Annotated in this window: 9 protein-coding genes; 4 read left to right on the forward strand and 5 right to left on the reverse strand. The window is 56.3% G+C overall.

The genetic code is table 11. From position 1 onward, the window contains the following. Positions 1–98: 98 nt before the first annotated feature. The 4 genes from Z948_RS0100120 to Z948_RS0100135 all read right to left on the reverse strand — a co-directional run bounded on the left by Z948_RS0100120 (position 99) and on the right by Z948_RS0100135 (position 10417). Positions 99–4934, reverse strand: coding sequence for a beta strand repeat-containing protein (locus Z948_RS0100120; RefSeq protein WP_025057557.1), 4836 nt, complete (start codon positions 4932–4934; stop codon positions 99–101). Between the two features lie 119 nt (positions 4935–5053). Continuing rightward, a complete protein-coding gene (locus tag Z948_RS18330; RefSeq protein ID WP_025057558.1) occupies positions 5054–7447 on the reverse strand; it encodes a calcium-binding protein in 2394 nt (797 codons plus the stop codon). A 473-nt stretch (positions 7448–7920) separates the two neighbouring features. Continuing rightward, on the reverse strand, positions 7921–8934 hold the full coding sequence (locus Z948_RS0100130) for a ParB/RepB/Spo0J family partition protein (protein ID WP_025057559.1): 1014 nt from the start codon (positions 8932–8934) through the stop codon (positions 7921–7923). Between the two features lie 106 nt (positions 8935–9040). Then, entirely contained in the window at positions 9041–10417 is a 1377-nt protein-coding gene (locus tag Z948_RS0100135; RefSeq protein WP_025057560.1) for an AAA family ATPase, read from the reverse strand. A 444-nt stretch (positions 10418–10861) separates the two neighbouring features. Here Z948_RS0100135 and Z948_RS0100140 point away from each other — a divergent pair, with 444 nt between their 5' ends. From Z948_RS0100140 to glmM, 3 genes are all read left to right on the forward strand, one after another. Beyond that, positions 10862–11851: a replication initiator protein A gene (locus tag Z948_RS0100140; RefSeq protein ID WP_025057561.1), complete on the forward strand. Its 990-nt coding sequence runs from the start codon at positions 10862–10864 to the stop codon at positions 11849–11851. A 170-nt stretch (positions 11852–12021) separates the two neighbouring features. After that, positions 12022–13860 (forward strand): glutamine--fructose-6-phosphate transaminase (isomerizing), encoded by a 1839-nt coding sequence (gene glmS / locus Z948_RS0100145; protein WP_025057562.1) that lies wholly within the window; start codon positions 12022–12024, stop codon positions 13858–13860. 50 nt (positions 13861–13910) lie between these two features. Next, positions 13911–15248: a phosphoglucosamine mutase gene (gene glmM, locus Z948_RS0100150; RefSeq protein ID WP_025057563.1), complete on the forward strand. Its 1338-nt coding sequence runs from the start codon at positions 13911–13913 to the stop codon at positions 15246–15248. 49 nt (positions 15249–15297) lie between these two features. Here glmM and Z948_RS18600 read toward each other — a convergent pair whose 3' ends face one another. Beyond that, positions 15298–15813 carry a hypothetical protein gene (locus Z948_RS18600; RefSeq protein WP_025057564.1) on the reverse strand — a complete coding sequence of 172 codons (516 nt, stop codon included), beginning with the start codon at positions 15811–15813 and terminating at the stop codon, positions 15298–15300. 141 nt (positions 15814–15954) lie between these two features. On the opposite strand from Z948_RS18600, the gene Z948_RS0100160 reads away from it, so the two are divergent. Then, complete coding sequence (locus Z948_RS0100160) at positions 15955–17133, forward strand: nucleotide sugar dehydrogenase (RefSeq protein WP_037968731.1); 1179 nt, start codon at positions 15955–15957, stop codon at positions 17131–17133. Positions 17134–17148 lie beyond the last annotated feature (15 nt).

Raw genomic sequence — 17148 nt, forward strand, 5'->3', positions numbered from 1 at the left:
GGCAGTGTACCACACGCACTCTCGCAGAGGTCCATTCAAACTGTGAAAGGAGGTGAATTAAGGGCCAGAACAGTATTTAATTCTGGCCCTTTTGAGTTTCAGGCTGTCAGATCAAACACATCGCCACCGATTTGCAGGTTGATTTCGTCTTGGCCCATGCCGTCCACCAGTGCCCAGACAATCTGGCCCGTGGGGCGGAAGATGATGAACGCATCCGCCACATCCGCATCGCCTGCACCGGGAGTGAAGGCCTCGTTGATCTGGAACTGGGTGCGGGTCGCACTGACATTCCCCAGCACCAGCAGGTCCCCCTCGGCGCTGTTATAATCCTGTATCCAGTCCGCACCGTGGCTGGCGATCCCGAGGTGGAAGAAATCATCCGCGCCGGTCCCCCCGTTCATCCGGTCAAAGCCGAAACCGCCATTGATGAAATCATCGCCATCACCGCCGAACAGCTGGTCCCCCAGCGCCGCACCGCTCATGGTGTCATCGCCCGCGCCACCGATCAGCGTATCAGCACCAAACCCGCCGGCAAGCTGGTCGTTGCCCGCATCGCCGCGCAGCTCGTCGTTACCATAACCGCCATCGATAGTGTCATCGCCGTCGCCGCCAAAGACTACATCGCGCAGATCAGCGTCAGAAGCGCCGCCCGTGATCTCGTCATTGCCGCTGCCGCCATTGATCGTATCGGCGCCGTCACCGCCTGCCAGCGTATCATCGCCCGCGTTCCCGATCAGTCGGTCGTTGCCGGCCGCACCACTGATATTGTCGACAAATTCGCTCCCTGTCAGCCTATTGTCACCCGTATCACCGAACAGGGTGAAGCCGACATCAACAGGCTCTTCGATCACCGGAGCGGCTTGCACCTCTACAGGGGTCGAAGACACTTGTTCGACAGTGCCAAAGCCGTCGGTATATGTGCCGCGCACAAACAGCTCTGTTTCGACGTCGTCAGCCCCCAGTGTATAGGTTGTGCCGGTTTGGCCACTCACTGCAACATTATCACGGAACCACTGGTAGGAAATGGGGCCAAGGCCGTCTTCATCTGTGATCGCGGGATCTACGCTCAACTGCTCGCCCTCGCGCAGCCCCCCACCTACGATCAGGGTGCCGCCAACAGGATCATTAACGTTTGCGATAGGGCCTGTCTGGCTGGAGATCAGTTTTTCTGCCTGACCGCTGCCGTCGGTATAAGTTACTTCTACGGTGACGAAGTTGCCCACATCCCGTTGCGTCAGGGTATAGCTTGATGCGACAGCGCTCTCGATCCGTTCACCACTGCGCAGCCATTGGTAGCTAAAGCTGCCCAGCCCGTCGACATCAGAAATATCCGCAGTGCTGGCTGTGAGGGTCTGATCTTCAGTTGGCGTGCCGTTAACCACAAGTGCGCCCACGGGGGCATCGTTCAGGTTCGTAATGGCCTGTGTTGGCGTGCTGGTCAGTGTATTTCCGTTATAGGTGACACGTGCTGAAATCTGCGCCTCTGTATCGGCTTGCGTCAGCACATAACTTTGAGATGTTGCACCGCTGACGACATTGCCATCGCGCAACCATTCATAGCTAACCGCTGAGGGGGTCTCCCCGAGCAATGTCGTGGCGCCTTCCAGTGTAACCGTCAGGGTGGCATCCTGTGTCTCGGCACCAATGATAACAAGACGGTCGACATCACCGCTTGTATCCCCCAACAGTGTGATGCTGCCCCCATCGGCAAGTGTTACTTTCTGACCTCCTGTGACCTGCGTGGTCACAAGCGCCGAGATTTGGCTCGAACTCAGACCCGAGGTATCCAAACCGTCGGTGCCAAACTCGAAATCCCGCACTGTATCATTGCCCATGCCTGTGCTCAGGACAAAATGGTCTGCTCCCTCGCCACCGAACAATACATCATTCGACGTGCCGCCATCAAGGGTGTCATCCCCCGCATTGCCTTTCAGTGTATCACTCCCACTGCCACCACGCAGGACGTCGTCTGTCTCACGCCCGCTGATGATGTCATTACCACCCAGCCCGTCGAGAGTTGTGGTGGTCGATGTCACGCTCAGTACATCCGCGCCGCTGGTGGCCACATCGCCCACCTCGACTAAATCACCCACATCGATCGCATCCCTTCGATTTTCGAAGACCCGCGCGTGCAGTTGCTCCATGGTAAAGGTGGAGCCATCCGCAAACTGCACCTGCTCGATCGCACCTGCATGTGTCCCTGAATAGGAGTTTGCCAGCGTCAGCACATCGCGCGCGCCATGGGCATTGCCGAAATCCATAACCAGATTGTCCGCGCCACCCAGAGTGACCGCCATGTTCTCGGCTAGGTACCCTTCGACGATCACTGTGTCGGAGCCGCCTGTGGTCGTGCCCAGATCGTTGATGGAATCCCGCCCGTCGCCGGTACGGTAGATATAAGTGTCGCCACCTGCACCACCGGAGGAAACATCACCGTCGCCTTCGCCGCCCAGCATCGTATCATTGCCATCAAAGCCGAACAGCTGGTTTGCCTGCCCATCTCCCCGCAGCAAATCGTTGAAGTCAGAGCCATGCGCATGTTCGATATCGCGCAAGGTATCGAAATAGCCCAAACCGTCCCAAGCTGTGCCTTTGACCAAATCAACGGTCACGTCAGAGGTGGAATTAAGATAGCGCACAACATCCCCTGCGCCAGCCCCCCCGTTGATCGTGTCGGTCCCAACTTCACCCCACAACTGGTCATTACCATCACCACCGGTTAAACTATCGTTGCCTGCCCCACCCAGAATGATATCGTCACCAGCGTTGCCGGAAATCTGGTCATTGCCTGCAAAACCAAAGAGGCGGTTAGCCGCGCTGTTGCCAGTAATCTGGTCAACATGCTCAGAGCCGTGTACGTTTTCGATGTTGATAAGCGTGTCACGTGCCTGTCCACCATCAGTGGCTACACCGATTGAAAGATCGACACTTACTCCGCGCGCCTCATCGCGGTAGCGCACCAGATCGGATCCCGTGCCCCCGTCGATGGTGTCGGCACCCGCCTCGCCCCAAATCTCATCATCACCATTGCCCCCAAGCAGGCTGTCATTTCCTTCACCGCCCAGAAGCACATCATCGCCGTCCTGGCCCAGAAGGGTGTCTCGCCCGCCGAAGCCGAACAAGCGGTTGGCACCATTCGATCCGACAACGCTGTCATTATTGCCAGAGGCGTGCAGATCTTCGATGTTAGTGAGCGTATCGGTGAAACCATACCCGTCGCGCACAACGCCAGTGGTCAGGTTTGCATTGACCGCGCCCGTTGCCTCGAGATATCGGGCCAGATCCTGACCAGCCCCGCCATCAATGGTATCAGCGCCAGCGCCGCCCCAGATTTCGTCATCACCGACACCGCCGTTGAGCACGTCATTGTCGTCGCGCCCAAGCAGAATATCATTACCGCCGGCGCCATTCAGAGTGTCGGACCCTGCCTCGCCAACGAGACGGTTGTCCCCGCCATTCCCACTGATCAGGTCTGCAAGATCGGTGCCATAGACATCCTCAATGTTCCGCACCACATCGACATCACCAAAACCGTCCGTGATCCGGCCCGCCACCAGGTCAGCAGTAATGCCGAGCGTGCCGCCCTCTGTAAGCAGATCCTCACCGTAGTGCACCGCATCGATACCCGCGCCGCCGTCGATGGTGTCCGCGCCCGCAAGTGACCAGAAATCGTTATCATCGGCCCCGCCAATGATGCTGTCGGCAAAGATCGTGCCGTGCACCTGATCAATGTTGATTAATGTATCGCGGTCGCCAAAGCTGTCGATGGCCACACCGGTGGACAGGTTAACCACCACGCCTTGTATGCCACGCTCGATCTGGCCAGTCTGATAGTTGAGCTGGCCGATTGTGACTTCGGCGTTATATACAACCGTGTCACCGGTGCCCGTGGCGCCGTTGATTGTGTCGTTACCCTGAAAGCCGACATACCATTCCAGCTCCTGATGGCGCAGGTTGCCCCCTGTTAAACTGTCGGCATAAGCTGAACCATTGAGTTCGAGGAAGTGGAGCGCGGCGCTGAAATCAGTCCGCATGCCATCAGAGGTCGCAATACCTTTGGCAAGATTTACGGTAACAGCACTGTCAGTCCGGAAGACGATGTGATGCGCATAACGTGTCCCTTCAGATCCAGTGCCCGTGATGGTTTTGATGCCGCGCCCGTCAATCACAACAGTGTCGCGTGCGTCTTCCAATGTGGTGCCTACAACAACAGTATCATTGCCCGCACCGGTAAAGATCAGATTGTCCCCGTCGAGCCCGTCAAGATAGTCATCGCCTCCCCGCCCGAACAAACGGTCGTCCTTGATACGGTTAGAGCCAATGATTCGGTCGTTGGCATCCGTACCCAGAACATATTCGACGTTGAGGATACGGTCACTATTGCCAAACGTATCAATTGCGACGCCAGTGGTCAGATTAACGTTGACGCCGCTTGTCCCGTCTTCGCGAAAATAGGCGACCTGATCCAACCCACTCCCACCATCAATGGTATCGGCACCGGCACCACCCGCCAACGTATCATCGCCACCAGCGCCATTGATCACGTCATTACCGCCTCCGCCGACAAGAAGATCACCTTCGCCGCGGCGACCCGTCAGGACATCATTCTGGTCAGAGCCATAAACAGCTTCGATATTGGTCAGCGTATCGGTATTACCGAAGGTATCGCGGGCAACTCCGGTTTCGAGATTGACACTTACACCGCTGGTGCCACCATCCCGGTCATAGAGCACCTCGTCAGTGCCATCCCCCCCGTCAAGCGTATCGGCACCACGCCCACCGACCAACCGGTCATCGCCGCTGCCCCCGTTCAAAACATCCGCACCGCCAAGCCCGTTGAGCAAGTCATTACCGCTAAACCCGTTTAGGGTGTCGTTAGCGTTATTATCTCCGATAAGAGTATCATTTGCGCCGCTGCCATTCCTCGTAACCATGAAATTCCCTGTCAGTATTAATATGCTTACACCTCAGTAGTGAAGTGGTGTCAGGCGTATGTGGTGACCCCAATAAGGGCAGCGAAGCGCGTGTTGGGGTCGTTGCCCTTATCCGTTTGTCAGGCCATTAGATCGAATGTATCCGCCCCAATGCGCAGGTTGATTTCATCTTGGCCGTCCCCGTCTACCAGCGCCCAGATGATCTGGCCCGTTGGCTTGTAGACGATGAAGGCCTCGTCGACGCCTGCCTCTCCTGCATTTGCCGTGGTAGCAACGTTGATCTGGAATTGAGACAGTGTTGCATTCGCATTGCCAAAGTACAGCACATCACCTTCAGCCGCGTCATAGTCCTGAATCCAGTCCGATCCGTGGTTGGCAATCCCGATGTGGTAGAATTCATCCGCACCGGCACCGCCGTTCACACGGTCATAGCCAAAGCCGCCGTTGACAAAATCATCGCCGTCGCCGCCAAACAGGATATCGCCCAAGGCAGAGCCTGTTAGTAGGTCATCTCCTGCGCCGCCGATAACCGTATCTGCGCCAAAGTCGCCTGCAATGGTATCATTGCCAGCATCGCCGCGCAGCTCGTCGTTGCCGTAACCGCCGTTTATGTCATCGTTGCCATTGCCGCCGTAGATGACGTCGCGCAGATCTTTCTCGGAATCTCCGCCTCTGATGCTGTCGTTGCCTTCTCCGCCGACCAGTATGTCACTGCCATCGCCGCCCTCAATCATGTCGTTGCCGTCGCCGCCATTGACGCGGTCATCGCCTTCACGCGCATAAAGATTATCATCACCGGCCAACCCGTTCAGCGTATCGTTACCTGCGGTGCCATAGAGGATATCGTCCTCTGCGGTTGCATCAGGGCCGACGAACTGTGTCAGATCAATGGTGGTATCCGCAAGGCGCAGCTCCTCGACGTCATAGAGGATGTGGGTTGCATTTGAGGCGTTGACGGTGATGCCCGCTCCGCTCCACCCTGACAAGGTGATGCTGGACGACGTCTGGCCGTACATTTCCACATAGTCAAAGCCCTGCCCGCCAAAAAACCAGTCGTCCCCGTCGTTGCCACCTTGAAGTGTGTCGCTGCCATCGCCACCGTCGAGGGTGTCATCGCCCAGACCACCGCGCAGGAGGTTGTTTGCCCCATTGCCGACCAGAACGCTGTCTGTCTCACGGGCACCGGTGAGTTCTTCTACGTTTGAGACGGTGTGCTCGAACTCCTCGCCATTCCACAGGCCGGTGATTGTTCCCGTATCCAGATCGGCATAGACATCTGTCACGCCACTACGGTCATAGCGCAGATAGTCGGTGCCGCCGCCTGCATCGAGGGTGTCATTTCCCTCACGCAGAATGAAACGCTCATCGCGGTAACTGCCAAGGATCATATCGTCGAAATCGGTGCCTTCAATTTCGACCCTTGTTGCCGAGCTGTTATTGTTGATCTGGTCCGTGCTGCCGTGTCCGTCGCTTGCAATCACGCCAGTGACCAGATTGACGTCGACGCCCTCTGTGGCGCCACTGTAGTGGGACACACGTACGATAGTGCCGCCTTCAATGTTGAAGGTGTCCGCACCGGCACCACCTTGCAGGCCGGTCCATGTGCTGTTCTGGGCATTGTTGATGTTGAACGTGTCGTCAAAATCTGTACCGCCGATCCAGATCCCATCTCCGAAGTTCCAGTTCATTGCCCAGAACGCGTCAATGAGGTTATCTGTCTGGCCTGTTCCATTCTTTTCAACGATTGTTGTCAGCGCATCTACATCGGATGTGTAGGTAATGCCGCCCGCCAAATCCGCGTAGGAAACGGTGTAGAAATCGCGTGATCCAGGGTCGGTGCCGTAGAGGTCAATGATGTCCTCCCCTGCGGTTCCGGTGATTTTATCTTCGGAATCGTTAGATCGAGCGGTGATAAGATCATCGCCTGCTGTGCCGATAAGGGTGTCATCTGCGTTTGTGCCCGTTACGTCATTGAGGATGCCCACTTCAACGCCCGGGAGAGTTGCAAACGGGATTTGTTTGCCTGCAGCGAGGGGGGAGCTGTCAGGGATGGGACTGAGCAGTGTGATCGATTCATCAAAAGCTTCTGCTTGAGCCGCTGTATTGAGCGTCGGAAATGCATCCCCACCCAGCACAAAGACATGCGCAGATTCTTTGATGAATGCGTTGGAGTCGAAAGTCCCTTCGCCGATCCGCTCTACGTCAAGGACAAGCACTTGTGTGGCTTTCCCTGCGCCCCACGAAACCTGTCCAACCGACGCATCAACTTCGGCACCCAAATCGACCATCGCGTCCAGCGAAAGGCTGTTGAGGGCAACCAGCCCACCCTCGCCGCTGTCAACGTCTACGAAGGGAAGTTCTCCCTCGTAAAAGTTCTCCTCGATACTATATGAAAAGCTTGTGACATCATTTTGCGTTGTAACAATGAGCTGTACGGTATCCGTGCTGGTCACGCCGTCGTCGGTTTCGGATTCAAAATTGAAGGTTATACCATCTAGCTTGTAAACGTTCATGTCAGGCTCCAATGCTTTAAAATTATATTAAAATTCTAGACGCTATATCACAGTAAATCAACGGGTCGATGGTCTGAAAACAGAGATGGTCCTGGTTTTTCGACCAGTTTACGACCTTGGTAAGGTGGATCAGGGTTTCATGTCAGGCCGCTAATCTCACTGGTTCTGTTTGGCTCACATAGGCCTCGTTGGGGGTCAAGATGCGGGCGTTCGGCGTTTAGTATGTAATCTCGATCGCTTAGGACGGATCAACACTTTCGTCCCCGATATTGCGAAATTGAAGAGAAGGATACAAAGAACTACCGCTAATTAGGAAGCCATCATTGACATTAAAGCCCAAGACCCCAAGCGTAAGATCGAAAGTATAAAAAATACCCTTTTTGATACGTCATTTATCGAGAATTACGTTGGATTATGCCAGATGCCAAAAATGCAAATCAAGTCTTTAATAATCAATAAAAATTAACAGCCATTTATTGCACGCCATTCTTCAAAAAGGCCTCCAACCGCGCCACGAATGCAGAGTTCACCGCCGTCCCTTGCACCACAACACGCCCGTCGCGCGCCAGCATCTCCAACCCCTCCCCCAACGCCCCCTGCCGCGGCAGGGCGGGCAGGGTGACCGAAACCTCCTCTTTTGGGCCGGTATCTTCCAAAGGTATCTCTGAGGGCCTCACAGACTTCATCTGACTGGTCACCGCAGCCTCCAGCACCTCACGCTCGGACCCGCCTGACGCATGCGCCTCGCGCAGCTGCGCGCGTAATTGTGCCGCTGCCTGCGCATCCCCACCCAGCAGCTTGGACAGTGCCAAACCCAATCGTTCAGGAATGTCCTGCGGCGATTGCAAAACCTCGTCCAATGCCTCCACCACAGGCATGAAGGATTTAATCTTGGACCGTTTGGAAAAGCTTACGGACGCAAACAACCCCTGCAACGCCTCCTTGTCGGTTTCGAACACCCCTGCCCTCAAAGTCTGGACCGTAACGCGTGCGCGCTCATAAAAAGACAGGTTTGCACGGATCTCGTTTTCCTCAACCATTGCCATATAAGCGTCGGCCTGTGCTGCCGGCTGCCGGATGAGCGCATGCACAGTGGCAAACCGCGCCTCACCAGTATTGGCATACAGTGCCCGCAACGCCTGTAGGCGCCGCCAGCCCGAAATGAGGCCAAAACCATTCTCGATCATCACCACCTCTATGGGGGCCTGCTGTCCGCGCGCTTGAATGCTTTGATAGAGGGCATCAATATCTTCTTGCGCTGTGTGTTGCCGGTCACGGATCAGATAAGTCTCGAGCACCTGCCCCAGCGGAAGAGCGCGTATGATCCGCCCTTCTCGTGTCGCATTGTCTAGCTCGGCACGCAGCGCTTCAAAGGCCGCGACCGATGCCGCATCTCCTGCAATCTGCGCAATCGGGGCACGCGCTACGGGCGCCACAGCCGGACTAGCCGTCAACTGTGCAGGGGTTAATCTTCTACGCTTTGCCATAATGTATCTCCTCGCGGCACTAAAACCGCCTTCACCTTATTACTGCCCTACCACTACGTGCGGACCTAAACCTTTCGCGTGCGAAAGGTTTCAATTAGACCCTAAATTAATCTTTAGAGACTTCGTCACGCCGCCAAATGCCCAGCAACAGCTTTTTGAACGCAGCATAGGTCTGGTCAAATGTGGCCCGTCCGCGGGCATAAGTTTCACGGTTAAAGTCACGGTAATCCGCTTCATAAAGACCACTGGCCTGCTCTCCCGCCTGCCCGATCAGTGCGGTAAAATCCTGCCGGTGCGGAGAAAGTGTATCGCCCAGATAAGCCTGCATTAGCGCGCCCATCTCGGATTGCTGGGCCGCGTCAAAACGGGTGATCACTGCCCGCACAGCGTCCCATTCAAACTGTAACTCCGGTCGCCCCAGCGCGCGCGCGGCCATATTCTCCCCCGTCTCGATTGAAGAAAACGTGGCGTGCAGCATGTCAAAGAACCGGCCCGTGCTATCGAATTCCAAAAACGATGCCCCCAGCGGGACTAATAGAATATCTGCCGCAGCCAAACCGTTGATCGTGAGATAGCCCAACGCAGGGGGGGTATCGATAAAGACCAGATCATAGTCATCCAAGACACCATCCACCTCTAGCGTGTCGGTCAGCGCATCCCACAACTTCCAGCTGCGTCCTTGCATCCGCCACACAGGGATCTGGAACTCTGCCCAATATAAGTTCAGTTGCGCGCCGATCAAATCGATGTTGGGCCAATGTGTCGTCTGGATTAGGTCCTTGGTTGTGATATCGACAGCCTCCGTTAGTGTCTCGTCCAGCAAAACGGGGTCCAGCCCCTGAGAGGCCCTCATCTGGTTATCGGCTTTCAGGTGGGTGGCATAATGGCGCGCGATGAGGGGAAAGACCGTCTGCCACTCATCCTCGACCTTGCCGCCAAAGATCGAGGTCATCGAGCCTTGTGAATCCAGATCAACAACCAGAACACGGTAGCCGTCCAGTGCGGCCGACATTGCCAGATGCGCTGCGGTAGATGTTTTGCCCACCCCGCCTTTAAAGTTTGCGACAGCGACAATCTTTGCCTTCGCGCCTTCGGGTCGGTAGGGGGCATATTCTTTCGACTTTGACCCCTGATCCGCAAAATGGGCCCGCAGCAACAGTACCTCTTCAAAGGTGAACCACTTGGCTCCGCCAGCAGTTTCCGACGCGCCTTGGGGAAGGTGGGGATTTTGTTTGAGCACACGGCGAAAGTGGCCTTGGGCTACGGGGATCAGGTAGCGGGTAATCTCCCACGTAGAGAAGGGTCGCAGGCTTTTACAGCCCGTCTCGTCCAGGCCTCGCCCTGCCAGATCTTCCCGCCCCCGGGCACAGTTCTGGGCAATACTGGCAAAGCTGTCTGCGCTCACAGGCGCACCTAAATCGGCAAGTGCTTGATCGGGATCTATGTTGAAATAAGGGGGAAGGTTGGGTGTCTCTGGGGCCATGGGATATGCTCGATGTTGTGTATTTCAACCTGTATATCACAAAACGCATTACATGTAATATTTAAAGTAACATCTCAGCCAAACAGCCCTATTCTTTAGCAAATTGATGGGTTTGATTGTTGGTATGATATTTAAAAGCGGTTTCTCGTACGAGAATTTCCAAGTTATATTTAGTTATATTTTAGTTAGAGAAAAAGTCCTGTGATTTTTGCACTTCAAATTCAGATGGTTGGAGGCACTTATTCAGTCAGCCCGACTCTGAAACCACGTTAAGGCGACTCTGAAACCACGAAATAGCGATTCCGAAACCACGCCACTCTTGTGCGCGCCATAGACGCAGTCTGTGGATAGCTTTAGGCTGGTGTTAATAAAACCACGAAGAAGATTCGCGCCGAACGGTCCGTACGTAACCGTTCGGCGCAGATGCAGTGACAGGACAGGCATATGAACACCCCGGTTTTAGGACGTGGAGATGGCGCATTTTTTTTGTGCGATATCTTTAACGCTGCCCCGAAAGACGACATTGGCTCGATGGAGCATCCGATGTTTTCGCTCTCCACAAGGCCCGACCGCCGCATCCTCAGCTATACCCATAATGACACAGACATCACGGTCACGCCTTCGGTGCGCGGACTGGCGACCGTGCACGACAAAGATATCCTGATTTACTGCATCAGCCAGTTGATGGCGGCCCAGAACATTGGGCGTGACATCACTCGTACGATGACGCTCAAGGCGCATGATCTGTTGGTTGCCACCTGTCGCGAGACCTCCGGCGATGGATACAAGCGGTTACGTGATGCTTTCGAGCGGCTGGCAGGGACGCGCATCACCACCAACATGATGACCGGCGGGCAGGAAGTGACATCGGGTTTTGGCCTGATTGAAAACTGGCAGATCGTGCGGCAGGGACGTGGCGGGCGAATGCTTTGGGTGTCTGTCACCTTGAGCGAGTGGCTCTACCGCGCTGTGCTGGACAAGGCGGTGCTGACACTGAACCGCGCCTATTTCACACTGCGCAAACCACTGGAGCGGCGCATCTATGAGTTGGCGCGAAAGCATTGTGGGCGACAGGCAAGCTGGACTGTTTCGGTCGACACACTTTTGAAGAAGTCCGGATCGGCCTCACCGCGTAGGGTTTTTCGCAAAATGCTGCGGGATATGATCGTGGCGGATCTATTGCCCGATTATACGGTGGCTGAGGTGCCAGGGGATCTGATGCGGTTCGAGCGGCGCGGCACGGTTGTGGAGCCGCGCCAGATGCCAGTGCCCAGTGCCGCTGCGCTGGAGCGTGCACGTAGCCTTGCGCCAGGAATGGATGTTTATGGCTTACAAGCCGATTGGCAAGCGGCATGGGCGGCACGGGGCCAGCGAGCTCTGCGCAATCCCGACGCCGCTTTCATCGGTTGGGTGACAAAACAGGTGCGCGGGTGAAAGCTTTCGCATACGAAAGGTGCGTGGGCTGGGCCCATGAGTGTACACGCGGTGACACGCCGTAGCTTGGGATTGCTTGGCAAAGTTGAGAAATTAATTTAGGGCACCCCCATATTTAGCCTTAATCTTGAAAATTGGGGCACCACTATTTTAAAATAAGGCAGAATATTATGTGTGGTATTGTTGGCGTTATCGGTAAACATCAGGCAGCTCCGATCCTTGTGGACGGGCTGCGGCGGTTGGAATACCGCGGCTATGACAGTGCAGGCATTGCAACGATAGGCGAGGAAGACGGCAGGCTTGACCGGCGCCGGTCTTTGGGCAAGCTGGTCAACCTTGCGGATCTTTTGGTACATGAGCCGCTGACGGGCACGTCTGGCATCGGGCACACCCGTTGGGCGACGCACGGTGCGGCGACCACTGTGAATGCCCACCCGCATGCCCGTGGCCGCGTGGCCGTGGTGCATAACGGTATCATCGAGAATTACCGCACCTTGCGTGAAGAGCTGGCACAGCACCAGATTGTCCCTGAAACCCAGACCGACACGGAAACCGTGGCGATGTTGTGCAACTGGTTTCTGGATCAGGGGCACAGCGCCGAAGAGTCCGCCAAGGCGACCATTGCAAAGTTGGAAGGCGCCTATGCGCTGGCGTTCTTGTTTCAAGGCGAGGGGGATCTGATGATCGCGGCCCGCAAGGGTTCCCCGCTGGCGGTGGGTTGGGGCGAGGGCGAGATGTTCATCGGCTCTGATGCGCTGGCGCTCGCGACGATGACATCGGATGTGACCTATCTTGAAGAAGGCGATGTCGCCGTGCTGACCCGAGCGGGGGCTACCTTTTATGAGGAAGGCGGCGCAGTCGTAGAGCGCGCGCGCAAAACGGTAGAGATCGACGTCCATAGTATCGACAAGGGTGGCTACAAACACTTCATGGCCAAAGAAATCGCCGAGCAGCCGCGTGTACTGGCCGCGGCGGCAGATTTCTATCTTGGGGGTCGCGAGGCGGCAGACAGAGCCGGGCGCGGACTGTTGGACAGCATCGATTTCTCGGAGGTGGACCGTTTGGTGATGGTCGCTTGTGGCACTGCTGCTCTGGCCTGTCACACGGCGAAATACTGGTTTGAGCAGATTGCTAAGCTGCCTGTCGAGGTCGATATTGCCTCTGAATACCGCTACCGTGAGCCGCCGTTGTCTGACCGGGCTGTGGCGTTGTTCGTGAGCCAGTCCGGCGAGACCGCCGACACATTGGCCGCTCTGCGCTATTGCGCGGGCAAGGCGCGCAGCATTGTGTCTGTAGTCAATGTGGCCACGTCGTCGATTGCGCGCGAAAGTGATGTGGCGCTGCCCATTCTGGCAGGCACTGAAATTGGTGTGGCTTCTACAAAGGCATTCACCTGCCAACTGACGGTGCTGGCGGCAATGGCGATCAAGGCGGCGCGCCAGCGGGGGCATATTGATGCGGCCGATGAGGTTGAACTCCAAGAGCAACTGATGGCGACGCCGCGTATGGTGGGGCAGGCGCTACACTGTGACACCGCAGTGAGGGAGGTTGCAGGGCAACTTGGTCACGTGGATGACGCTCTGTTCCTGGGGCGAGGTGCGATGTATCCGCTGGCCCTCGAAGGGGCGTTGAAGCTCAAGGAAATTTCGTACATCCACGCTGAGGGCTACGCCAGCGGCGAGCTCAAGCATGGGCCGATTGCGCTTGTGGATGATCAACTGCCGGTGATTGTATTAGCACCAAGTGACGCGATGTTCGATAAGTCTATTTCCAACATGCAAGAAGTCATGGCGCGGGGCGGCAAGATCGTTATGATCAGTGATGCCGCAGGATTGGCCGAGGGAGGCGAAGGCGTCTGGCACACCGTCGGGATGCCGGACATCGAGGGACCATTTGCTCCTATTGTCTATGCGGTGCCTGTTCAATTATTGGCGTATTACACCGCTGTTGAGAAAGGGACTGATGTCGATCAGCCCCGTAACCTCGCAAAATCGGTGACGGTAGAGTAAATTAGTTAGAATAAATTTTAGTACAAGCATCCTGCTTGAGGGGAACAATCATGAGCAAAAGTTATTTCGGGACGGATGGTATCAGGGGCCGTGCGGGTCATCACCCAATGACGGCGGAATTTGCCGTGCGTCTGGCGATGGCTGTCGGGCAGTATTTTCGCCGCGGTGAGGGCCGCCACCGTGTTGTCATCGGGAAGGATACGCGGCGCTCTGGCTATATGTTGGAAAATGCGCTGACCGGGGGCTTTACGGCGGCGGGAATGGATGTTTTTGCGCTGGGTCCGATTGCAACGCCGGCGGTGGGGCGGTTGACCCATTCGATGCGGGCGGATTTAGGGGTGATGATCTCGGCCAGCCACAATCCGGCCCATGACAACGGCATCAAGTTTTTCGGGCCTGACGGCTATAAGCTGTCGGACGAGGCTGAGCATGCGATCGAGGCTATTCTGGACGGGGACACGTTGGGGCAACCGGTTGATGTGATCGGTCGGGTGACGCGGCTGAACGATAGCGCCGGCCGCTATGTTGAATACGCCAAGACAACGCTGCCGGACCGTGTGCGTCTGGACGGGATGAAGATCGTGATCGATTGCGCCAATGGGGCGGCTTATAAAACCGCGCCTGAAACCCTGTGGGAACTGGGTGCACAAATTATCCCGCTGGGGGTCAGCCCCAACGGATATAACATCAATGACGGCTGCGGCTCGACCCATCCTGAAATGGCAGGGCAGGCGGTGCGTGATCACGGCGCGGACATCGGCATCTGTCTGGACGGGGATGCGGACCGCATCATCATATTAGACGAGACGGGCACAGTGGCTGACGGAGATCAGATCATGGCCCTGTTGGCGACCCATTGGGCCCGCGCGGGACGTTTGAACCATAACACGCTTGTGGCGACGGTGATGTCGAATCTGGGGCTCGAGCGGTATTTGCGGGGGCAGGGCATTACGTTGCGGCGTACGGGTGTGGGCGACCGCTATGTTGTGGAAGAAATGCGCGTAGGGGGTTTTAATATGGGCGGTGAGCAGTCGGGCCATATCGTGATGACTGACTATGCCACGACCGGTGACGGTCTGGTGGCGGGCCTGCAATTTCTTGCGGCACTCAAGGAAAGCGGGAAACCTGCCAGCGCGCTTACGCGGAGCTTTGAACCGGTGCCGCAGCTGTTGGAAAACGTAAAGTTCTCTCCCCAAATTGCGCCGCTTGAGCTGCCTGTCATTCAGGATGCCATTGCCCAGGGAGAGGTGCGGTTGGCGCAGACAGGGCGCCTTTTGATCCGTAAATCTGGCACGGAGCCGTTGGTCCGCGTGATGGGTGAGAGCGAGGACGCAGCACTGTTGAAGGATGTTGTGATGGGTATCGCAGAGAAAATCCGGGCACTATAATGGATCATATTAGATCTGTAATCTAGGGAATTCAGGCTCTGTATAGGGATTACGGGGCTTCGATTATCCGGCCTTCGGAACGGCCTGCGGCCTCGTAATGCAGCAGCGCGGGCCAGCGCGATTCAGCGACATCGGGATAGGCGAGGTAATAGGCCATCGTGTTGAAATCTGGCCCGGGGTTGCGCCCTTCGTAGTTGCCTGCGCGCAGGTAATGCTCGTACGGGTCCATGCCTGACGCTCGAAGTTCGGGATCCTGTGCAAGATACCAGTCGGAGTCGAAATACACGCTCGCGTCCAGCATCTCTTTCATCTGTTGCAGATCCGGCAATCCTTCGCCGTGGCCTGTAAACCAGACGATTTGGCGCATCCGCGCAAGGGCCAACTCTACCGCATGGCGATGTTTGAGTGCTATTACCACTTCATCGGTCTCCATCTGTGCCCGCAAGCTTTCCAGCTCTTGGGACAGGGCGATGTTCTCGGCGCGCAAGACGGCCTCGATCTGTTCGTGGGTTTGTGCGGCGCTGGCAGCGGATTGCGAAGCTAGCAGATCGTCTGTGTCGTTCATGGCGGTCTCCTGACAGTGTATTCCGGTTTCATCTATCAGCGGTAGGTGTCCACTACAAATGGCTGGGCAGTGTTGCGCTAATAGACCTATCTGGGACGTTGGTGTATGGCTGACGAGGTGAATTAGAGTAAAGGTTTCCCAATGTCTTCCTCCCCCCTTATTGCTGTCGCAGGCATTGGTTATGTCGGTCTGTCAAACGCGGTGCTGCTGGCGCGTCATACGTCTGTGTGTGCGCTGGATGTTAATGCCGAACGAGTAGCTATGGTCAATGCCGGGCAGTGTCCGATTGTCGATATACAGATGGAAGAGGTTTTGGCGGGAGGGCAGCTTGATTTACGCGCAACAACTGATCCCGAGAAGGCCTTCAGGCAGGCTGATTTCATCATTGTGGCCACGCCGACGGACTATGATCCGAAGACCAATTTTTTTGACACCTCCAGTGTCGAGAGTGTTGTGACGCAAGCCTTGGAGATGAACGCCACGGCGGCGATTGTAATCAAGTCGACTGTGCCCGTCGGCTTTACCAAAGCACTATCTGTGCGGTTGGGCACGGACCGCCTGATTTTCAGCCCCGAGTTTCTGCGCGAAGGCCGTGCGCTTTATGACAACCTCAATCCGAGCCGCATCGTCGTGGGCGGGCAGGGGCCAACGGCCGAGGCATTTGCCCAACTGCTTCAACAAGGGGCCGATATTGATGATGTGCCGACACTGTTTACTGGCCCCACCGAGGCCGAAGCGATCAAGCTGTTTGCGAATGCGTTTCTGGCGATGCGGGTGGCCTATTTCAATGAGCTTGATAGCTATGCGATGGCGCAAGGACTGGAGAGCCGCCAGATTATTGAAGGTGTGGGCCTCGATCCGCGCATCGGGGATCACTACAACAACCCCTCGTTTGGCTATGGCGGGTATTGCCTGCCCAAAGACAGCAAGCAGCTGTTGGCGAACTACTCTGACGTGCCCCAGAATATGATCCGCGCAATTGTAGACGCAAACCACACGCGCAAGGATTTCATTTCGGACCAGATCATTGCGGCGGCGCCAAAGACGGTGGGGATTTACCGGCTGGTGATGAAGGCGGGATCGGACAACTTCCGCCAAAGCTCGATCCAGGGGATTATGAAGCGGATCAAGGCCAAGGGCATCGAAGTGATCGTCTATGAGCCGGCGATGCAAGAGGCCCGGTTTTTCGGATCGGAAGTGGTGAATGATTTGGCCCGCTTCAAAGAGCAGGCGGATATGATTGTGGCCAACCGCCTGACGTCTGACCTGGATGATGTAACAGACCGCGTGTTCACCCGTGATCTGTTCGGGTCTGATTAGGGGTGCATAACGCCC

It is taken from the genome of Sulfitobacter donghicola DSW-25 = KCTC 12864 = JCM 14565, from assembly GCF_000622405.1.
Classification (GTDB): Bacteria; Pseudomonadota; Alphaproteobacteria; order Rhodobacterales; family Rhodobacteraceae; genus Sulfitobacter; species Sulfitobacter donghicola.

Excerpts from the sequence above, each read along its gene's own strand:
- Z948_RS0100120 (WP_025057557.1), bottom strand. The coding sequence starts at position 4,934 with ATGGTTACGAGGAATGGCAGCGGCGCAAATGATACTCTTATCGGAGAT.
- Z948_RS0100160 (WP_037968731.1), top strand. The coding sequence starts at position 15,955 with ATGTCTTCCTCCCCCCTTATTGCTGTCGCAGGCATTGGTTATGTCGGT.
- Z948_RS18330 (WP_025057558.1), bottom strand. The coding sequence starts at position 7,447 with ATGAACGTTTACAAGCTAGATGGTATAACCTTCAATTTTGAATCCGAA.
- glmM (WP_025057563.1), top strand. The coding sequence starts at position 13,911 with ATGAGCAAAAGTTATTTCGGGACGGATGGTATCAGGGGCCGTGCGGGT.
- glmS (WP_025057562.1), top strand. The coding sequence starts at position 12,022 with ATGTGTGGTATTGTTGGCGTTATCGGTAAACATCAGGCAGCTCCGATC.
- Z948_RS0100140 (WP_025057561.1), top strand. The coding sequence starts at position 10,862 with ATGAACACCCCGGTTTTAGGACGTGGAGATGGCGCATTTTTTTTGTGC.
- Z948_RS18600 (WP_025057564.1), bottom strand. The coding sequence starts at position 15,813 with ATGAACGACACAGACGATCTGCTAGCTTCGCAATCCGCTGCCAGCGCC.
- Z948_RS0100130 (WP_025057559.1), bottom strand. The coding sequence starts at position 8,934 with ATGGCAAAGCGTAGAAGATTAACCCCTGCACAGTTGACGGCTAGTCCG.
- Z948_RS0100135 (WP_025057560.1), bottom strand. The coding sequence starts at position 10,417 with ATGGCCCCAGAGACACCCAACCTTCCCCCTTATTTCAACATAGATCCC.